Raw genomic sequence first — 18,479 nt, 5'->3', positions numbered from 1 at the left:
GCCGACCCCGTCCGCGGGGATCCCCGTCCCACCGAACCCGGCCCGGTCCGCGGTGATCCCGGTCGTCCCACCGGCCTCGACCTGGCGGAACACCGCGAACGGCTCGCCCGCGGCCGTGAGGTACCCGCCGGTCCCCGTCTGCGGGGTGGCGAGGACGTCGAGGGTGCGTGGGGCCCGTTCGGCGGCCGCGACGCGGTCGCCCGGGTCCTCGTCGAGCAACCCGGCCACCACGGAGGCGAGTCGGGGATCGACGCCCTCGATCCGGGCCAGCGTCCGGCGCGGGTCCAGGGCGGCGGCCTCCAGCCCCCGTTCACCCCGCACGGTGGGATCCAGCATCCGCAGGGCCACCACGCCGGCCGCGTACAGGTCCTGCGCGGGCGCCGGGGCCGCGAGGTCCATCGCCTCGGGGGCCAGGTAGCCGGGAGTGCCGTTCACCCACCCGAGGGTGGTGAACCGCGGATCGTCCTCCCGCACGGCGATCCCGAAGTCGCCCAGCCGCAGGTGCGGCATGCCCTCCCCCGTGGGTTCCAGCAGGATGTTCGCCGGCTTGACGTCCCGGTGGATCCAGCCGGCGTGGTGCACGTGGTCCAGGGCGTCCAGCAGTTGCAGCAGCATCCGTGCCGCGAGGGCGGAGGAGAACGCGCCGTGATCGCCCAGCGCGGTCTCCAGGGTGCCGCCGGCCACCAGCGGCATCGAGATCGCCACGTCCGCGTCCTCGGCCGCCCAGCCGTAGGGCGTGGCCAGGTGGTGGTGGTCGAGCTGGATGCCCTGCTCGCGCACGAAGCGCAGCAGCTCACCGGAGTCCTTGTGCCGCAGCACCTTCGCCGCGCACCACTGCTCGCGGCGCCGGTCCCATGCGGCCCAGATCGACCCGGACCCCCCGGAGGCGATGTGGTCGGCCAGTTCGAACCGGCCCGCGATCACCTGGCCCATGCCACTACGGCCCCGGGTCGGCCGCGTCAGCGCGGCATCCGCAGCCGGCCAGCAGCGCCGCGGCGCGGTCCACCGCGAAGCGGGCGTCGGTCAGGACGCCCGGCTGGTCGTTGGCGATGAAGCTGAACACCAGCTGCCTCTCGTCCGCGGTCCTCACCGTGCCGGTCAGCGACGCCACCGAGCTGAGCGTCCCGGTCTTCGCCCGGACCACGTCCTGGGCCGGTGTGCCGACCATCCGGTGCTCGAGGGTGCCCTCCTTGCCGGCCACCGGCAGTCCGGTGGCCGCTGCCTCCAGCCCGGGATCCCCGGTGGCGATCCCGAGCGACCCGGTCAACTGGAGGGGGGAGACCCGGTTCCTGCCGGAGAGCCCCGAGGCGTCCACGAGGTCCAGACCGGCCGTGTCCACCCCCAGCCCGGACACGGCCTCCTCGATGGCCCGGGAGGCGCCGTCGAAACTGCCGTCCTCACCGGCGGCCAGCGCCAGGTTGCGGCCGGTGGCCTCGGCCACCTGGTTGTCCGAGGTCTTGAGCATGTGGGTCACCTGCTGGGCCACGGTGGCCGACGTCACGCTCGCCAGCTCGCTCCCGCGCCCCTTCAGGGGCAGGCGTCGGACGGAGTCGGACACCCGGATCCCGACGTCCAGGTCCCGGGCGTGGCGGGCGAGGTGGTCGCGGAAGACCTCGGCCGCGTACAGCGCCGGGTCGTGCAGGCGGTTGGTGCCGGTGCCCGCGGCGGGGCGCCCGCCGTGAGTGGCGATCGGCTGCACGGCGGAGACGTTGCCCGAGGGGACGATGTCCGGGCTCCAGTCCGGGGAGGCCTCCGGGCCCGTGTACCCGGAGTCGTCCAGGCGAACGGTCACCGTCCCGGTGGTGCCGCGCGTGGCGAGTTCCTCGGCCGCCTGCCGGGCCAGCGTCCCGAGACCGGCCCGCCCGTCGACGGACGTCGCGTTGCTCCCCGTGCCGAGCAGTACGTCGCCCCCGGCGTCGAGCACCACGTGGGTCACGTCCCGGTCCCCCACGCGACCGGGCAGGGCGACGGCACCGGTGGTGTAGCGGTGGCCCGGGCCCAGGACCTCCAGGGCCGCGAGGCCCGTGAGGATCTTGACCGCGGAGGCCGGCACCGCGGGCTCCTCGGCCGACCGGTCGTAGAGGACCTCACCGGTCAGGACGTCGACGACGGCCGCGGACATCGTGCCCGAGGACACCGTCAGCGCCTCGTCCAGTGCGGGGGCGAGGGCCTCCGGGTCCGGCATCGGGTCCAGCAGTGCGGTGAGGCCCGACAGCCCGAGCACCGCGGCCAGCGTGGACCCTCCCTCGCCAGGGCCGTGGGCACCCGTGGCCGCGGGGCGGGCCGGGGACGAGCTGGAGGTCGGGGCGGCGGGGGACGACGGGTCCGACGCGGAGGCAAGGGATGACGCGGAGGCCGTGGACGAGGCGGAAGTCGGGGAGGACGCGGCACCCGCGGTGATCGTGGAGGAGACGGCCAGCGCCGGCGTCGGCCCGGACGGGGCGGCACCGGTCTGCGCGCCCTGCACCTGGCCACCGGTCACGGTGCCGGCGAGCAGCAGGGCCAGCGCGGCACCCAGGGTGCGCGGGATCGCACGCGCGGCGGGCCGGCGTCGTGGGGGTCGAGAGGTCACGGTCGGGCTTCCTGGGAGGCGTACGGGTGCGTGCGTCACGCTCGCGGCGATGGGCGGGCCGGGACCGGACGCGCCTGACCGGAGGATACCCTTGTTTCCAGATGCCGTGCCCCGGCGCGGCTCCCATCCTGCCCTCCATGCATTCCAAGGAGCCTGCTGACATGAACCATGACGTCACCATCGAGATTCCGGCCGCCTCGCGGGTCAAGTACGAGTTCGACCACGAGACCGGCCGGCTGCGCCTGGACCGTGTGCTGTTCACGTCGATGCAGTACCCCACGCACTACGGCTACTTCGAGAACACCCTCGGTGAGGACGGCGACCCGCTGGACGCCATGGTCTTCCTGCCGGGCTTCGACCTGGTGCCCGGCGTGATCGTCGAGTCCCGTCCGATCGGCGTGTTCAACATGACCGACGACGGTGGCGGCGACGCCAAGCTGCTCTGCGTCCCCTCGGACAAGCGCTTCGACCACATCCAGGAGCTCGAGGACATCGACGAGTGGCTCAAGCAGGAGATCGAGCACTTCTTCACCCGCTACAAGGACCTCGAGCCGGGCAAGTGGGTCAAGGCCGATGGCTGGGAGGGCCGCGAGGCCGCCGAGGCCGAGCTGGCCGCCTCGATCGAGCGCTTCGACGCCGCCGGGGAGCACACCCCCACCGACGAGCCACAGGGCCGCGAGGTGGAGACCGAGGAGGCCGAGCCGGCCGCCGAGGAGGGCCCCGAGGCCGACGTCCCCCAGGGCCGTCAGGGCTGATCCACCCCCTCTATGTACGTCCTGACGATCAACCAGCGTGATTCGCGGGAGGTCGGGGACATGGTGCACGACCTGTTGCGCGCGCTGCGCCCCGTGCGCACCGTGCTGCCGTTCCAGCGCTCGGTGGGCGATGAGGCCATCGGCATCGTGGCCGACCCCGCCTCCGCGGTGGACGCCGCCCTGCGGGCCCTGCGGGAGCGGCGCTGGAACGTGGGGATCGGCGTCGGGTCCGTGGGGGCGGTGGACCCCGCGGACCCGGACGGCCCGGTGAGACCCGGTGCGCTGCCGGACACGCAGGAGTTGCGCGAGGTCGGCGGGCCGGGACTGGTCCACGCCCGCCGGGCCGTCGAAGAGGCGGCCAAGGCAGGGGTCCGGGTGCCCGTGTCCGTGGGCGGTCCCGACGCCGAGACGGCCGCCCAGGCCGAGGCCGTGCTGCGCCTGGTGGGACAGCTGGTGCTGACCCGGACCGAGGCGGAGTGGGCCGTGCTGGACCTGCTGGTCCCCGGCGTGCGCGGTCAGCAGAAGCTCGCGGCCGCCGAACTCGGGATCACCGTCCAGGCGGTGTCCAAGGCGGTGCAGCGCTCCTTCTGGACGGAGGAGCACGCGTGCCGCCCCGCCGCCGCGAGGCTCCTGGGCCTGGCCGAGGGCCCCGATACGACCCGCCCCTGAGCCGGGTCGGCAGGGGGCGGCGGCCGGGCTCGCCCCTGGGGTCGGCCGGCCGCGCCCCGTCAGTCGAGCAGTGAGCGCAGGACCGCGGCGGCCCCGTTCTCCTCGACGTGGCCGGTGACCTCGTCCGCGACCCTCATGACCTCCGGCGGAGCCTGGCCCATGGCCACCCCCCGGCCGGCCCAGGCCAGCATCTCGATGTCGTTGCGCCCGTCGCCCACGGCCACCGTGTCATCGATGTGCACGCCCAGCCGGTCCCGCAGGGCCTCCAGACCGGACGCCTTGGACACCCCCGCCGCGGCGATGTCCAGCCACGCGGACCAGCCCACCGAGTACGTGACGCCCTGCAGGCCGATGGACTCGACGGCCTCGCCGAACTCCTCGGCCGAGGAGTCGGTGGAGAACACCACCAGGCGGGTGGCGCTGGACCGCATCATCTCCTCGAGCGTGACACCCTCGGCCACCACGCCGAAACTCATGTCCTGGAAGCGCTCGGTGGACAGGAAGCGGCCCTGGTCGTCCTCCACCGCGTACTTGGCGTTGGGCAGCCGGTGCCGCAGGGCCCGCAGGGCCGGGGCGGGATCGAAGGTCCGGCGGTCGATGACCTCGAAGCCGTCCTCGAGCGCGGCGGACAGCCGGAGGGTGACCCCGCCGTTGCTGGAGACGCTGTAGCCCTCCTCCAGGCCGATCAGCTGGATGATCGGCAGGGTGGCGCCCAGCGAGCGTCCGGTGGCGATGAGCACGTGGTGTCCGGCGGCCACGACGTCCCGGGCCGCCTCGCGGACCTCGTCATGCATGTGGCCGTCATGGTCCACGAGGGTGCCGTCCACGTCCAGGCACACCATCTTGCGCTTCCCGTTCCCGTTCGGACGGTACCCGGAGGTGGTCATGTCCGACGGCGGGTGGTACAGCGTCTGCAGGGATCCGGTGTCCGCATCCCGTTCTTCGTGCCGGTCCTCGGTGCCGGCCTTCCTGTTATTCATCATGTCCCCAGTCAAGCAGATGGTGCGGACAGCCAGTAGACCAGCCCCGGCCGTCCGGTGTCCAGCACGTGAACACCGCCCGTGGCCGGCGGACATCCACCGGGTCGTTCCCCACGGTGGACATCCACCGGCGAGGATCTATAGGACCGGCAGGACCTCGAGGCCGCCCAGGTACGGCCGCAGGGCCTCGGGGACGGTGACGGAGCCGTCGGGGTTCTGGTGGTTCTCCAGGATGGCCACGAGCCACCGTGTGGTCGCCAGTGTCCCGTTGAGGGTGGCGACCATCCGCGTGCCGCCCTTGGAGCCGTCCTCGTTGACCAGCCGTTCGCGGATGTTCAGCCGCCGGGCCTGGAACGTGGTGCAGTTCGAGGTGGAGGTGAGCTCGCGGTAGGTCTCCTGCGTGGGCACCCAGGCCTCGCAGTCGAACTTGCGGGCCGCGCTCATGCCGAGGTCACCGGCGGCGGTGTCGATCACCCGGTAGGGCAGCTCGACCTTGGCCAGCATCTGCTCCTCCCAGTCCAGCAGCCGGCGGTGCTCCTCGGCGGCCTGGTCCTGCGTGGTGTAGATGAACATCTCCAGCTTGTTGAACTGGTGCACCCGGATGATGCCCCGGGTGTCCTTGCCCGCGGCGCCGGCCTCCCGGCGGTAGCACGTGGACCAGCCGGCGTAGCGGGTCGGCTCGTTGCCCAGCTCCAGGATCTCGTCGGCGTGGTAACCGGCCAGGGAGACCTCGGAGGTGCCGACCAGGTACAGGTCGTCGCGCTCGAGCTTGTAGATCTCGTCGTCGTGCTCCACGTCGAAACCGGTGCCCTGCATGGTCTCGGGACGGACCAGGGTGGGGGTGATGACCGGGATGAACCCGTTCTGCACCGCCAGGTCCAGGCCCATCTGCATCAGGGCGATCTCCAGCCGGGCCCCCACGCCCTTGAGGAAGTAGAACCGGGAGCCGGACACCTTGGCGCCGCGCTCCATGTCGATCGCACCGATCAGCTCACCGATCTCCAGGTGGTCCCGGGGGGTGAAGCCGTCAGCGGCGAAGTCCCGGACGGTGCCGACCGTCTTCAGGACCGCGAAGTCGTCCTCGCCACCGGCGGGCACGCCGTCCTCGATGAGGTTCGGGAACAACCGCTGCAGGCGGTCCAGCTCGGCCTGCGCCTCGTTGGCCTCGGCCTCGGCCGCCTTCACGCGGGAGGCCAGCTCCTTGACCTCGGCCAGCAGGGCCTGCTTCTCCTCCCCCTGGGCGGCCGCCACCCTCTTGCCGAAGAGCTTCTGCTCCGCCCGCAGCTCCTCGAAGGCGGCGATCGAGGACCGGCGGGCGGCATCGGCGGAGAGCATCTGGTCGACGAGGGACTCGTCGGCTCCGCGGGCGCGCTGGGAGGCCCTGTAGAGGTCCGGGTTCTCGGTGAGGTGCTTGACGTCGATCACGCGCACCAGCCTAGCGGCCCCCCACCCGGCGAGCCCCGTAGACTTCGCCCCATGCCTGCAGAACTGATCCTGGCCCTCGTGGCACTCGTCCTGGTGCTGGCCGCCCTGGCCTTCGTGATCGGCCTGTGGACCGGTCAGCGCCGCCTGCACGGGCGGATGGACGAACTGCACGGCAGCGTGACGTCCCTGAAGGGCGATGTCGGGACCCTCCCGGACCGGATGGCCGCCCTCACCGGCCAGGTCCAGGCGCTCGACGGCCAGGTCAGCGAGATCGCCGAGGCCCCACTGGTGTCCCGGGCCCTGGAGCACCCCCGGCGGATCGCCCTGGTGCTCAACCCCTCCAAGGCCGGGGCGGACACGGTGCGCCGGAAGGTCGCCGCCGCCGTCCAGGAGGCCGGCCTGCCGGAGCTGGCCGTCTACGAGACCACCGTGGAGGACCCGGGACGGCAGATGGCCCGCGACGCCGTGGCCGACGGGGCCGACGTCGTGCTGACCGCCGGGGGGGACGGGACCGTGCGGTTCGTGGCCGAGGAGCTGGCCGGCACGGACGCCACCCTGGGGGTGATCCCGCTGGGCACCGGCAACCTGCTGGCCCGGAACCTGCGGTTGCCGATCGACAATCTCGAGGCCTGCATCAACACCGCCATCCACGGCACGCGGCGGGACATCGACACCATCGACCTGAGGATGGAGACCACGGACGGCACCACCCGGCGCCACACCTTCCTGGTGATCGCCGGGGCGGGAGTCGACGCCGAGGTCATGGGGGACACCCGGGACGACCTGAAGGTCAAGGCCGGCTGGCTGGCGTACGGCGAGGCCGGGATGCGCCACCTGCCGGGCCACCGCAAGGAGATCTCCATCTCGATCGACGGCGGCGCCCCGCAGCGCCGCAAGGTCCGGTCGGTGATGATCGCCAACTGCGGGGAGCTGACCGCCGGCATGGACTTCGTCCCGGAGGCCCGGTTCGACGACGGCCTGCTGGACGTGGTCATGCTCTCCCCCCGCCACGTGGGTGACTGGATCCGGATCGCGGCGAAGACGCTGACGAAGTCCCGGGGCACCATCCCCGTCATGGAGACCTACCAGGCCACGCGCTGCCGCGTGGTCCTGCACGAGCCGATGATCGCCCAGCTCGACGGCGACGCGATCGGCGAGCTGCGCTCCTTCGACGCCCGGGTCCGCCCGGACACGCTGCGCATCCAGGTGCCGGCCTCGGACGTGCCGGACTCGGCCGCGGCCCCGGTCATGAAGCCGGAGTCGGTGCCGGAACAGCACGCCTGACCGGACCCCGGCAGCGTCGCCGGGCGCTCCCGGCGGGCCTCAGTCCCCGGCAGGCCGTCCCAGGATCCCGCGCACCCAGGCCTGGCCGGTGCGGTAGGCCTCGTCCGTGACGTCGTCCCGGACCGTGTACCGGCGGTGGTCGGCGCGGGGATAGGAGCCCAGGAACCGGATCTGCGGGATGATCCGGTACAGGGCGGCGAGCGCGGCGGAGACCCGTTCCTCGACGAGGTGGCCCTCCAGGTCGATGGAGAAGAAGTAGCTGCCCAGCCCGGCCCCCGTGGGCCGGGACTCGATCCGGGACAGGTTGATCCCGCGCGCGGCGAACTGCTCCAGGATGTCCATCAGCGCGCCCGGGTGGTCGTCCGGCAGGGGCACGACGACGGTCGTCTTGTCCGAGCCCGTCGGCGCCGGCAGCGCCCCCGGGCGGGAGACGAGCACGAACCGGGTCACGGCCCCGGCGGTGTCCTCGATGGCCGAGGCCAGCACGGGCAGGCCGGTCTGCGCGGCCACCAGCGGCGCGCAGACGGCGGCGTCATAGGAGGTCTCGTCGTCCAGCAGCCCCCGGGCGCCGGCGGCGGTGGACGAGGCGGGGATGAACTCGGCCTGCGGGATGTGCGCGGCGGCCCAGTTGCGCACCTGTGCCCAGCCGTGGCTGTGGGTGGCCACCGAGCGGATCGCGGACAGCTCCATGTCCCGGCGCCCCACCAGCACGAAGCTGATCGGCACCAGGATCTCGCGGCGGATCTGCAGCGCGTCCCCGCTGGCGATGTCGTCCAGGGTGGCGCTGACGCCGCCCTCCACGGAGTTCTCGATCGGCACCACCGCGAAGTCCGCGGAGCCGTCCCGGACCTGGGCCAGCGCGGTGATCACGGAGCCGACCGGATCGCACTGGGCGGCGTCGGTGCCGGGGACCTGGCGCAGCGCGGCCTCGGTGAACGTGCCCTCGGGGCCGAGGTAGACGTAGCGGGGACGCGATCCCCCGGCGGTGCCGGCGCCGGGCTCCCCGGCCGGGGAACCGGAGGCGGGGCTCACTTGACGGACGGCTCGGCGCCGCCGTCCGCCTCCATGGGACGGCCGGACTCCAGCCAGGCGCCGGAGCCGCCGGCGACGTTGATGGCCGAGTAACCCCGGTTGACCATGAAGTCGGAGGCGCGCATGGACCGGCCACCGGTCCGGCAGATCACGTAGTAGTCGGTGTCCGGGTCCAGTTCCTCGATGCGTTCGGGCAGCTGTCCCAGCGGGATGTGCAGGGCCCCGGCGGCCCGGCCGAGGGTGAACTCGTCGTCCTCGCGCACGTCGAGGATGGTTGCGTTCTCCGGGACGTCGTCCACGCTGACTGTTTCGAACATGCTCATGACACCCCAGCCTAATAGGGTGTGCCCGTGGAGACCTTTCTGGGAGACCTGGGCACCGTCGGCTACTGGGTCGGGTCCACCCTCGGCGCCGTCTTCGGCCTCGTGCTGCTCGTCCTGGTGGCCTGGCTGATCGCCACCACCGTGCGGCGCGTGCTGGGGGTGCCGGTCGGCTGGTTCCGCTCGGTGCTGGTGGCGCTGCTGATGGTGCTCAGCACCAACGTCGTCTTCGACGCCGTCATCACCCAGGTCGCCGGGACCGACACCTCCGGCGCCCTCTCGGGGGTCTCCGCCCCGGCCGCGATGGTGTTGATCCTCATCGCCCTGCTGTGGATCTTCGGGCTGGGCACCGCCGTGCTGATGATCCTGGAGATGGTGATCCCCACCGGCATGCTGCCGAACCCGGTCCTGTGGTCGGCCGGGCTGCGCAGCACCTGGGCCCGGAACCGGCGTTACCGTCAGGTGGTCGGCGTGTTCCTGCGCCACGGGCTGGGCGCCAACCTGCGCGGTTTCGGCCGGCCCTCCGACGACGGCGAGGGTTCCTGGGCGGGCACGGCACGGGCGCTGCGCCGGGCCCTGGAGGACGCGGGCATCACCTTCGTCAAGCTCGGCCAGAACCTCTCGGCGCGCACCGACCTGCTGCCCGAGGACTTCATCCGGGAGCTGTCCCGGTTGCAGTCCGAGGTGGCCCCCGAGTCCTGGGACTCGATCCGCGGGGCGCTGTCCCGTTCGCTGGGCCGGGACCCGCTGGAGGTCTTCGCCTGGGTGGACGAGGCGCCCCTGGCCTCGGCCTCCGTGGCCCAGGTGCACCGCGCCCGGTTGCAGGACGGCACGGAGGTGGTCCTGAAGGTCCAGCGCCCGGGTGCCGTGGAGGAGGTCATGCGGGACACGGACATCGTGGTGCGCATCTGCCGGTGGCTGCAGCTCAACACCACGTGGGGCAAGTCCCTGCGGATCCTGGACCTCGGCCGCGGTTTCACCCGCTCGCTGGCCGAGGAACTCGACTACCACGTCGAGGAGGCCAACATGCGTGACATGGCCGCGGCCGTGACCGGCCACAACCTCACCGTCCCCACCGTCTACCCGGAGTACTCCTCGCGGCGGCTGCTCGTGATGGACTACCTGCCCGGCGTCCCCGTGGGGCGCGCCAAGGCCCGGCTGGACCGGTTGGACCCGTCCATCCGGCGCCGGCTGGCCGAGGAGCTGACGAACTCGGTGATGCGCCAGATCATGGACGACGGCATCTTCCACGCCGACCTGCATCCGGGCAATGTCATGCTCCTGGGCGAGGCCCAGTACACCCGGCTGGGACTGCTCGACTTCGGCACGGTCGGCCGGCTCGACCCCCGCTCGCAACAGCAACTGGTGATGGTCTTCGCCTCGATCGAGCGCAATGACGCCCGGCTGCTCGGCGACTCCCTGGTCGAGCTGCTCGGGCGTCCCGCGGGCCTGGACGACCGGGCACTGGAGCGAGAGGTCGGGGAGCTGCTGGTGCGCTACCGCGGCGGGCTGCGCGGCGGCTCGGCGTCCAAGCTGTTCGGCTCCCTGACGCGGCTGATCCTCGACCACCGGTTCGCGGTGCCCAAGGAGGTGGCCGCGGCCCTGCGCTCCCTCGGCGGCATGGAGGGCACCCTCGGGCTGATCGACCCGGACCTCGAGGTCGTGCAGGCGGCCCGCGCACTGGGCGCGGACCTGCTGAAGGACCGGTTCACGCCCGGTTCGCTGAAGGACACCGCCACGACGGCCCTGCTGGAGGTGCTCCCGATCGCCGCCCAGCTGCCGCGGCGGCTGAACCGGATCGCCGACGACCTGCAGGGCGGACGGATCTCGGTGAATGTCCGGCTGCTCGGCGACAAGGACGACCGGCAGTACGTCACCTGGTTGTTCCAGCAGGTGGTGGTGGCGATCCTGGCCGGGTTCTGCGTCCTGGGCGGCATCGTCCTGCTGGCCTTCGGCGACGGCGGCCCGGCCATGACCAGCTACATGACCTGGCACACCGCGTTCGGCTACATCGTCCTGTTCGCCGGCTTCGTGCTCTCCCTGCGGACCGTGGCCCTGGTGATGCAGCGGCCGGGCCCCGCGGAGGTCCCGGAGTAGGCCCTCGATACAGTGGAGGCCATGAACCACCCCGTCCGGACCCCTGACCTGGCGCGCCTGACCGCCCTGGAACTGCGCGACGCCCTGGCCGCCGGTGAGGTCTCCGCCGCGGACGCCACCCGCCACTTCCTCGACGTCACCCAGCGGCGCGACCCGGAGCTGGGGGCGTTCATCTCGGTGGAGCCCGAGGCCGCCCTGGCCCGTGCCGACCAGCTGGACCGCCGGTTCCGGGACGCCGGTCCCGTCGGCTCACTGCACGGCATGCCCCTGGCGTTCAAGGACCTCGTGGACGTGGCCGGGATGCGCACCACCTTCGGTTCGCGGACCGCCGTCGACGCCCCGCCAGCCGACGAGGACGACCCGCTGGCCGCCGCGGTGCACTCGGCCGGGGGCATCTCCCTGGGCAAGACCACCGTCCCCGAGTTCGGGCTGCCGTGCCACTCGGAGAACCTCATCTCCCGCGGGGCGCGCAATCCACTGGACCCCGAGCGCACGGCGGGCGGGTCCACGGGGGGCGGTGCGGCCGCCGTCGCCGCCGGGATGCTGCCCTTCGCGCCCGGCACCGACGGCGGCGGGTCCGTCCGCATCCCGGCCGCGGCCTGCGGGCTGGTCGGGCTCAAGCCCGGCCGCGGCACCGTGCCCACGGACCGGCAGGAGGACTCGGTGCGGAACCTGTCCGTGTCCGGCCCCCTGGCCCGCACGGCCGTGGACGCCGCCCTGCTCTACGACGCCATGCTCGGGGGCCCCCGGGGCGAGGGGCGGAGCCTGCCGCGGGCCCGGCGGGCGGAACCGGACCGGTTGCGGATCGGCTACTCCACCGCCTCCCCGTTCACCCCGGACCTGGAGATCACGCTGGCCCGGCCCGCCCTCGACGCCCTGACCCGGGCCGCCGCCGCCCTCGAGCGGGACGGCCACGAGGTGGCCGAGGCCGACCTGGACTACGCACCGGGCTATCACGAGGACTTCCGCACCGTCTGGACGGCGGCGCTCACGGAGGCTCCCCTGCCCGGGGACGCCGAGCAGCTGCTCGGGCCCCTGGCCGCCTACTTCCTGGAGCTGGCCCGCGGTTACACCCCGGACCGGCTGGCGGGGTCCGTGGACCGGCTGACCCGCTGGGCCGCGGATGCCCGTCGGCAGCTGGCGGCCCACGACGTGGTGCTGACCCCGGTGCTGGCCTTCGCGCCCCCACTGATCGGGACCTTCACGTCCCTCCCCCCGGCCGAAGACTACGCACTGCAGTGCCGGTTCACCCCGTACACCTCGATGGTCAACGTCATGGGCCTGCCGGCGGTCTCCGTCCCGGTGCTCCGGGATGCGGAGGGCCTGAGCTGGTCCGTGCAGGCCATCGGCCGGCCCGGCACGGAGGGGCACCTGCTGGCCCTGGCGGCCCGCCTGGAGCACCTGCTGGGCTGAGCCGCCCCGGCTATCCGAGCATCGCCCCGAACGCGATGAAACCGATGATCATCAGGACCCACAGGCCGGTGACCAGGTACCCCATGATCAGCCCCACCACGGCGAACCCCTTGCCGTGGGGTTCCCTGGCCAGGGAGAGGTGCCCGAACACGATCGCCAGGAGCTGCGGGACGGCCAGGAAACCGAAGGTCACCACGCCCGCGATGCCCAGCACCATCGCGGTGATGCCCAGTCCTGCAGGACGGGACTCACCGCCCGGATACGGCGCCCCGCCCCTGCGGCCCGGCTGCATCCCGCCCTGACCGTGGGCACCGGGCCCGCCATAGCCCCCCGCCTGGCCATGGGTGACGTCGTAGGGGTTCTGCACCGGGCGGGGCCGGTCCTGACGGCCGGGTTGGTTGGCGACCACGGGGTACCCGCCGTGGATCGGGTACTGGGGCTGGCCGTCACCGTAGGGACCGGCCAGTGGCTGGTCGGCGTAGGGGTTCCGGGGGGCCGGGGAGCTGCCGGGGGGCGGCGGCGTGGACGGACCGCCCGGCGCCTCCGGGTCCGTGTACCAGGAGGGATGCTTGGGGTCGTCGAACGGGCGGTACGCGTCCGAGTGCTGTCCCTGGTCATTCCGGTCGGCCATGGGTCCAGTGTAGGCAACACCCCGGACGAGGTGCGGGGTTCTCCACAGGGTCTCCATCACGGGCATTCGGTCCCCGCCCTTCCCGTGGACCCCGCCGGCTGGTTGCATGACTACATGGTCGAATCCCACGCCCCCGCGGACGTCGGCGTCCGCAACGGCTACGACGCGGACTTCCTGGGTACCACCGCCGCGGTGCCGGTCCCGAGCGACGAGCGCCTGGCCGTCCTGGACTACGTGCACTTCTCCGTCCATCAGGACACCGACCGCCGGCTGGCCGCGATCACCGCGGTCAACGTCGACGGCACCCAGCTGCGCGACGTGGACCGCGGGGACGCCTGGCGGTTCGACGCACGCCTGCCCGAGGAGCACCAGGCCGGCGAGGCGCTCTACGCCGCCAACGACCTGGACCGCGGCCACCTGGTCCGTCGTCGCGACCCGGCGTGGGGCGACGGCGTCACCGCCCGCCTGGCGAACCTGGACACCTTCCACTACACCGTGTGCGCCCCCCAGGCCGCCTACTTCAACCAGTCCCAGGAGCTGTGGCTCGGGCTGGAGGACCACGTGCTGGGCCACGCCCGGGCCGCCGGCCAGCGGATCAGCGTCTTCACCGGCTGCGTCTTCGCCGAGGACGACCCCGAGTACCGCGGGGAGTTCCGGATCCCCCGGCGGTTCTTCAAGATCGTGGCCTGGAACCAGCAGCCGGCCCTGGGCACGCTCGCCTCGACCGGGTACCTGCTGGACCAGGGCGAGGGACTGGACCGGGTCCTGAGCCGCGGGCTGCGCGCCGGTGAGGAGGTACCCGGGCCCGGTCCCTTCCGCACCTTCCAGGTCCCGGTGTCGGACATCGCCGAACTGACGGGCCTGGACATGGGCCAGCTCGCCGCGGCCGACCGCTATCGCGTCCCCGCCGAGGCCCTGGGTGAACGGGTCCGGGGGGCCCGCGCCGCGCGGCGCTGGCGGGCCCTGGAGGGATTCGATGACATCAGCCTGTGAGACGTCCGCGGGGACGGAGGTCCCCGGCCCGCCGGTACACCGCCGGCACTGCATCGTGCCGCCGTACATGCTCGAGCAGCTCTCCCGGCACCTCCCGCGGCAACCGGAGCCTCCACCGCCGGCCAGCCCCTTCCTCCCGCCGCCGCACCGTCCGCCGCGGGGCGCGGAACCCGGGGCACCGGACCGGCCGGCGGACGCGGGCCGGACGCGGGACCTGGGCCAGCAGGTCCGCGAGCGCCGCCACCGGGGGATCCGGCCGGAGGGGGGTGTCGCCACCCCCGGCGGCACCCTGGACCGCAACATCTCCGACGCGCGCGGCACGCAGGAGCTGCCGGGCGTCGTCGTGCGCTCCGAGGGCGCTCCGCCGGTGGCGGACACCGCGGTGAACGAGGCCTACGACGGCCTGGGCTCGGTGCACGGGTTCCTGACCGAGGTCTTCCGGCAGTCCTCACCGGACGGCCTCGGGCGTGAGCTGCGGGCCACCGTGCACTACGGCCACCGCTACGACAACGCGTTCTGGGACGGGCGGCGCCTGGTCTTCGGCGACGGCGACGGGGAGGTCCTGACGGGGTTCACGCCCTCGCTGTCCGTCATCGGCCACGAGCTGGCGCACGGCCTGATGCAGTACGCCTCGGACCTGGACTACCAAGGCCAGTCGGGGGCGTTGAACGAGTCCTTCGCGGACGTGGTCGGGGCGCTGGTGGACCAGTACGTGCGGGGCCACACGGCGGACCAGGCGACGTGGCTGATCGGCGCGGAGGTGTTCGGGGCCGGCGTCCGGGCCCGGGGACTGCGTTCGATGTCGGCGCCCGGCACCGCCTACGACGACCCGCGGCTGGGCAGCGACCCGCAGCCGGAGCACATGGACCGGTTCATCGTCACCCGGGAGGACTACGGCGGGGTGCACCTGAACTCGGGGATCCCCAACCGCGCCTTCCACCTGGCGGCCAGGTCCCTGGGCGGCCACGCCTGGGAGCGGGCCGGGCAGGTCTGGTTCGACGTGGTGACCTCGCAGGACCTGCCACGGGACGTGGACTTCGCCGGGTTCGCCCGCGCGACGGTGGCGGCCGCCCAGGGCCGGTTCGGGGACGAGGCCGCCCGGATCGTCCGGGAGTCCTGGGCGCAGGTGGGGGTACTGACCGAGGGGGCCTCCGCTCCGTAGGCTGGGGTCATGAGCGAGGACCGCGCTGTCAGCACGCCGGACCCGGCACCGGGCATGCTCGAGGTCACGGTGTCGCGCTCGGGTGGAGTGGCCGGGATGGTGCGCCGCTGGACGGCGCGGATCCCCGACGACGGCACCCCGGCCGCGCGGGCCGCCCGCCGGATCTCCGGGCTCGCCCCGGCCGCGCACCCGGGGGAGGCCTCCCGGCGTCCCGACCGGCCCGGATCCGGGCCGTCTCCCGGCCGGGGGGCGAGAGGACGGGTGCGCGACGCCTTCCAGTGGACGGTGACGTGCGGGGACGGGTCGGCGAGCTACGACGAGGACGGACGGCGCCGGGATCCGGACCTGGACGCACTGATCGACGTGATCACCCGGCGTCCGTGACCAGTCCCCGCAGGTAACCGGCGAAGCCGCCGGCCGTGCGCCCGGTCGTGCGGCCCGAGGTCACCGCCCGGATCCGGTCCGTGGCCAGCACCGGCACCCCGGCGGCCCGCGCCGCCTCGACGAGCGCGACGTCCTCGTGCTCGGCCGTGTGGGGGAAGCCCCCCAGGCGCTCATACGCCTCCCAGGACAGGCCCAGGTTGGCTGCGTGGACGTGCCCGTGGTCCTCGCCGTGCGTGTAGTCCCGCAACCAGCGCCGCAGCACCTGCGGGTCCACCCCCGAGGCATCCAGCCCGACCGTCCCGGCCACCACGACCGGGCCGTCCTCCCGCGCGGCCAGTGCCGTCTGGGCCACCAGCCAGTCCGGGGGAACGACGGTGTCCGCATCCGTGCTGGCCACCCAGGTCCGCTGGGCCCCGCCGGACCGGGACAACAGCTCCACCGCCCGCCGCAGGCCCAGGTCCCGGGCGCGGCCGACGTTCGCGGGCCCCGAGGCCGGCGCCCCCGCAGGGGACGCCTCGTCAGCCAGGTCCATCACGTGGAAGCGGGGATCGCCCGCCACCACGGCCTCAGCCCGGTGCGCCGTCGCATCGGTGCAGTCGTCCAGGGCCACCACCACCTGGACGGACCCCTGCGCGTGGACCTCCTCCCAGCGGTCGGCCGCCCGGGCCAGCGCCTGGAGACACCCCGGCAGCAGGTCCTCCTCGTTGCGCGCCGGGACCACCACGGCCACCCTGTCCGCGGCGGAGGCACGGGTGAGGACATCCACCACGAAGTCCTGCTCGAGAAGGCGCGAGACCAGCCGGAACCGGGGGTCCGCGGCGACCCTCTCGTGGACCTCGTCCCCGTCCAGGGGCCATCCCTCCACCTCCTGGCGCCAGTGGCACGACACGAGGTGGCCGGACAGGGCCAGGGACCGCTCGAGGTGGTCCAGCAACCGCTCCAGTTCGGGGGCGGAGAGGAAGTACCCGATCTCGGAGAGCACCACCAGGTCGGCCGGGCCTCCACCGGGCAGCCGGTTCGGCCACTGGTCCGGCAGCACCACCTGCTCGAAGGTCACCCCGGATCGCCCGGCCAGGGCCCGGCGGGCCTCCCGGATCGCCACGCCCGAGGCCTCCAGGCCGATGACCCGCTCGGCGCGCTCGGCCAGGTCGCCGGTGAGCACCCCGATCGAGCTTCCCGCCTCCAGGACGGTGCCGTAGCGCTCGCGCGGCAGGGCCGCGAGGGTGACCAGCCGCTTGCGCCGTTCGTACCAGCTGCTCCGGTATCCCCAGGGATCCTCCCGCTCGCGGTAGAGCCGGTCGAAGACCTCGGTCGCCCGGGCCGACGGGGACGCTGCGGATGACGCGGACGCTGTGGACGCTGTGGACGCTGTGGACGCTGTGCCGGCCCCCGCGGCGGCCTCCGGCGCCGTGTACCGGTAGACGTCGAAGGACCGGCCGACGAAGTGCTCGAGCATCCCCGGGCCCAGGATGGCCTCGTCCCCGGGAGCCGGGGAGAGCGGCTCCACCTGGCTGGCGTGGGCCGCCAGGGCGTCCCGGCGGGCGGCCCGGGCCTCCGCCGCCAGCGGCCAGCGCACCCAGTCCCGCCAGTCCGGGTCGCGCGCGGGGTCGGCCCAGTGCCAGAACCAGATCGGGAATTCGTACAGGTCCAGGCCCCGGTCCGCGGCCAGGGCGGACACCACGTGGCCGAGGGCGTCGTGGTCGGCGTGCCCGTCGGCGCGGTAGTGGGTGGCCAGCACGGCCGGCCCGGTGTGCCCGTCCAGGAGGTCCACGACGACGGCCCGCACCCGGTCCGTGTGCGCGGCCACGTCCCCGTCCGGCAGGCCGAGCCCGACCAGCTCGATGCGGTCCCGGTGGCCGGTCCCCAGCGCCTCGAGGGCGGAGGCCAGTTCGGCCCGGCGCACCGCGATCAGCTGCTCCGGGGTGTGGGTCGGGGAGTCCGGATGGGACCGCTCCCCCAGGCTGGCCATCACCACCCGCACGCTCCCGCCGGCGCCCAGCACCGAGCGGATCAGCCCGGTGGCGCCCAGGGTCTCGTCGTCGGGGTGGGCGGCCACGACCACCAGCAACGTCTCCGCCGGCAGCCGTCCGCGACCCGGGGCCTCCCGCACACCGGACACCCCGGCGGCCTGCCAGTGCCCCTCGGGCGTCCCGGCGTCCAGGTGCGAGAACGTCATGGCCGCACCGCCGTGAGGATCAGGGCGCCGAGCCGGGCGTCGTCGCGCCCGGCATGGTGCTGGCGGACGTAGACCTGCAGGTCGGCCACGGCCCGGGCGTGGTCGGCGTCCCCGGTGAGGGGCCCGGGACCGGTGGCCTGTCCGACGACGTCGATCACCTCGGTGCAGACCTGCGCCACGGCGCCCCGCAGCCGGTACGCCTCGAGCTCTGCGGCGGGCCCGGTCAGGTCGCCGGCGTCGATGGCGTCGGCGGCCGCGGCCAGCTGGGCAGACACCGAGGACAGCAGGCGGTCCACGCGCCCCAGTGCCGCGAGCGCGAACTGGTCCGGTTCCCGGCGGGCCGCCGAGGCCGCCAGCGTGCGGTACAGGTGCACGGCACCGCCGAACCACACGGCGGCCACCCCCATCCCGCCCCAGGCGAACCCGGGCCGGTCCAGGTACCAGGACGGGCCGCCCACCGGCAGGGCCGGGACCGCCTCGAAGGTGAGCGGACCGCTGTCGATCGCGGCCAGCCCCAGGGCGGGCCAGCTGCCCGCCCCGGGGTGCACGCCGGGGTGGCGGAGGTCGACGAGGAAGGCCTGCCGGC

At 73.7% G+C, this 18,479-nt stretch carries 16 protein-coding genes and 1 pseudogene; 8 read left to right on the top strand and 9 right to left on the bottom strand.

The window, feature by feature from the left end; genetic code table 11:
• On the bottom strand, nucleotides 1–933 hold a 933-nt coding region (locus Q0283_RS04115; RefSeq protein WP_298043218.1), incomplete at its 3' end, for a serine/threonine-protein kinase.
• 4 nt (nucleotides 934–937) lie between these two features.
• Nucleotides 938–2,572: a D-alanyl-D-alanine carboxypeptidase/D-alanyl-D-alanine-endopeptidase gene (gene dacB, locus Q0283_RS04110; protein ID WP_298043216.1), complete on the bottom strand. Its 1,635-nt coding sequence runs from the start codon at nucleotides 2,570–2,572 to the stop codon at nucleotides 938–940.
• A 161-nt stretch (nucleotides 2,573–2,733) separates the two neighbouring features.
• Between dacB and Q0283_RS04105 the strand changes: the two genes are divergently transcribed.
• Together Q0283_RS04105 and Q0283_RS04100 are read left to right on the top strand one after the other, a co-directional pair.
• The gene (locus tag Q0283_RS04105; RefSeq protein ID WP_183530307.1) at nucleotides 2,734–3,327 is read left to right on the top strand and encodes an inorganic diphosphatase; all 594 of its coding nucleotides are present in this window, start codon (nucleotides 2,734–2,736) and stop codon (nucleotides 3,325–3,327) included.
• A gap of 12 nt (nucleotides 3,328–3,339) precedes the next feature.
• Nucleotides 3,340–3,996 carry a hypothetical protein gene (locus Q0283_RS04100; protein WP_298043212.1) on the top strand — a complete coding sequence of 219 codons (657 nt, stop codon included), beginning with the start codon at nucleotides 3,340–3,342 and terminating at the stop codon, nucleotides 3,994–3,996.
• A 59-nt stretch (nucleotides 3,997–4,055) separates the two neighbouring features.
• On the opposite strand, the gene Q0283_RS04095 is transcribed toward Q0283_RS04100, so the two are convergent.
• Both Q0283_RS04095 and serS read right to left on the bottom strand, forming a co-directional pair.
• Nucleotides 4,056–4,883 (bottom strand): HAD family hydrolase, encoded by an 828-nt coding sequence (locus Q0283_RS04095; RefSeq protein ID WP_298043220.1) that lies wholly within the window; start codon nucleotides 4,881–4,883, stop codon nucleotides 4,056–4,058.
• Between the two features lie 231 nt (nucleotides 4,884–5,114).
• Nucleotides 5,115–6,401, bottom strand: coding sequence for a serine--tRNA ligase (gene serS, locus Q0283_RS04090; protein ID WP_298043210.1), 1,287 nt, complete (start codon nucleotides 6,399–6,401; stop codon nucleotides 5,115–5,117).
• Nucleotides 6,402–6,452: 51 nt separating this feature from the next.
• Here serS and Q0283_RS04085 point away from each other — a divergent pair, with 51 nt between their 5' ends.
• Nucleotides 6,453–7,685, top strand: a complete 1,233-nt coding sequence (locus Q0283_RS04085; protein ID WP_298043208.1) for a diacylglycerol kinase family protein — start codon at nucleotides 6,453–6,455, stop codon at nucleotides 7,683–7,685.
• Nucleotides 7,686–7,724: 39 nt separating this feature from the next.
• Here the strand turns inward: Q0283_RS04085 and pheA are convergent, their stop codons facing one another.
• Together pheA and Q0283_RS04075 are read right to left on the bottom strand one after the other, a co-directional pair.
• Nucleotides 7,725–8,717: a prephenate dehydratase gene (gene pheA / locus Q0283_RS04080; RefSeq protein WP_183530345.1), complete on the bottom strand. Its 993-nt coding sequence runs from the start codon at nucleotides 8,715–8,717 to the stop codon at nucleotides 7,725–7,727.
• On the bottom strand, nucleotides 8,714–9,040 hold the full coding sequence (locus Q0283_RS04075; RefSeq protein WP_029139318.1) for a rhodanese-like domain-containing protein: 327 nt from the start codon (nucleotides 9,038–9,040) through the stop codon (nucleotides 8,714–8,716). Before Q0283_RS04075 ends, pheA begins: the two co-directional genes overlap by 4 nt.
• A gap of 27 nt (nucleotides 9,041–9,067) precedes the next feature.
• Here Q0283_RS04075 and Q0283_RS04070 point away from each other — a divergent pair, with 27 nt between their 5' ends.
• Together Q0283_RS04070 and Q0283_RS04065 are read left to right on the top strand one after the other, a co-directional pair.
• Nucleotides 9,068–11,134 (top strand): AarF/ABC1/UbiB kinase family protein, encoded by a 2,067-nt coding sequence (locus Q0283_RS04070; RefSeq protein ID WP_298043205.1) that lies wholly within the window; start codon nucleotides 9,068–9,070, stop codon nucleotides 11,132–11,134.
• 21 nt (nucleotides 11,135–11,155) lie between these two features.
• Nucleotides 11,156–12,547: an amidase gene (locus Q0283_RS04065; RefSeq protein WP_183530348.1), complete on the top strand. Its 1,392-nt coding sequence runs from the start codon at nucleotides 11,156–11,158 to the stop codon at nucleotides 12,545–12,547.
• Nucleotides 12,548–12,557: 10 nt separating this feature from the next.
• Here Q0283_RS04065 and Q0283_RS04060 read toward each other — a convergent pair whose 3' ends face one another.
• A complete protein-coding gene (locus Q0283_RS04060; protein ID WP_183530350.1) occupies nucleotides 12,558–13,178 on the bottom strand; it encodes a DUF4190 domain-containing protein in 621 nt (206 codons plus the stop codon).
• Between the two features lie 114 nt (nucleotides 13,179–13,292).
• On the opposite strand from Q0283_RS04060, the gene Q0283_RS04055 reads away from it, so the two are divergent.
• The 3 genes from Q0283_RS04055 to Q0283_RS04045 are packed head-to-tail and all read left to right on the top strand — an operon-like array spanning nucleotide 13,293 to nucleotide 15,717.
• A complete protein-coding gene (locus Q0283_RS04055; protein WP_183530352.1) occupies nucleotides 13,293–14,171 on the top strand; it encodes a DNA/RNA non-specific endonuclease in 879 nt (292 codons plus the stop codon).
• Nucleotides 14,155–15,333 (top strand): M4 family metallopeptidase, encoded by a 1,179-nt coding sequence (locus Q0283_RS04050; protein WP_255459811.1) that lies wholly within the window; start codon nucleotides 14,155–14,157, stop codon nucleotides 15,331–15,333. The genes Q0283_RS04055 and Q0283_RS04050 overlap by 17 nt, the downstream gene beginning before the upstream one ends.
• Before the next feature lie 9 nt (nucleotides 15,334–15,342).
• Nucleotides 15,343–15,717 (top strand): hypothetical protein, encoded by a 375-nt coding sequence (locus Q0283_RS04045; RefSeq protein ID WP_183530354.1) that lies wholly within the window; start codon nucleotides 15,343–15,345, stop codon nucleotides 15,715–15,717.
• Here the strand turns inward: Q0283_RS04045 and Q0283_RS04040 are convergent.
• Complete coding sequence (locus tag Q0283_RS04040) at nucleotides 15,701–17,893, bottom strand: PIG-L family deacetylase (protein ID WP_298043199.1); 2,193 nt, start codon at nucleotides 17,891–17,893, stop codon at nucleotides 15,701–15,703. The two genes, Q0283_RS04045 and Q0283_RS04040, sit on opposite strands and share 17 nt — an antisense overlap.
• A pseudogene (locus tag Q0283_RS04035) lies at nucleotides 17,890–18,479 on the bottom strand (acyl-CoA hydrolase); the annotation flags it as partial. The gene Q0283_RS04040 and the pseudogene Q0283_RS04035, both read right to left, overlap by 4 nt.

The organism is uncultured Citricoccus sp. (assembly GCF_937871995.1).
GTDB lineage: Bacteria > Actinomycetota > Actinomycetes > Actinomycetales > Micrococcaceae > Citricoccus.
The sequence above is the reverse complement of the archived record's forward strand: the minus strand, read 5'-3'. Positions and strand labels throughout refer to the sequence as shown.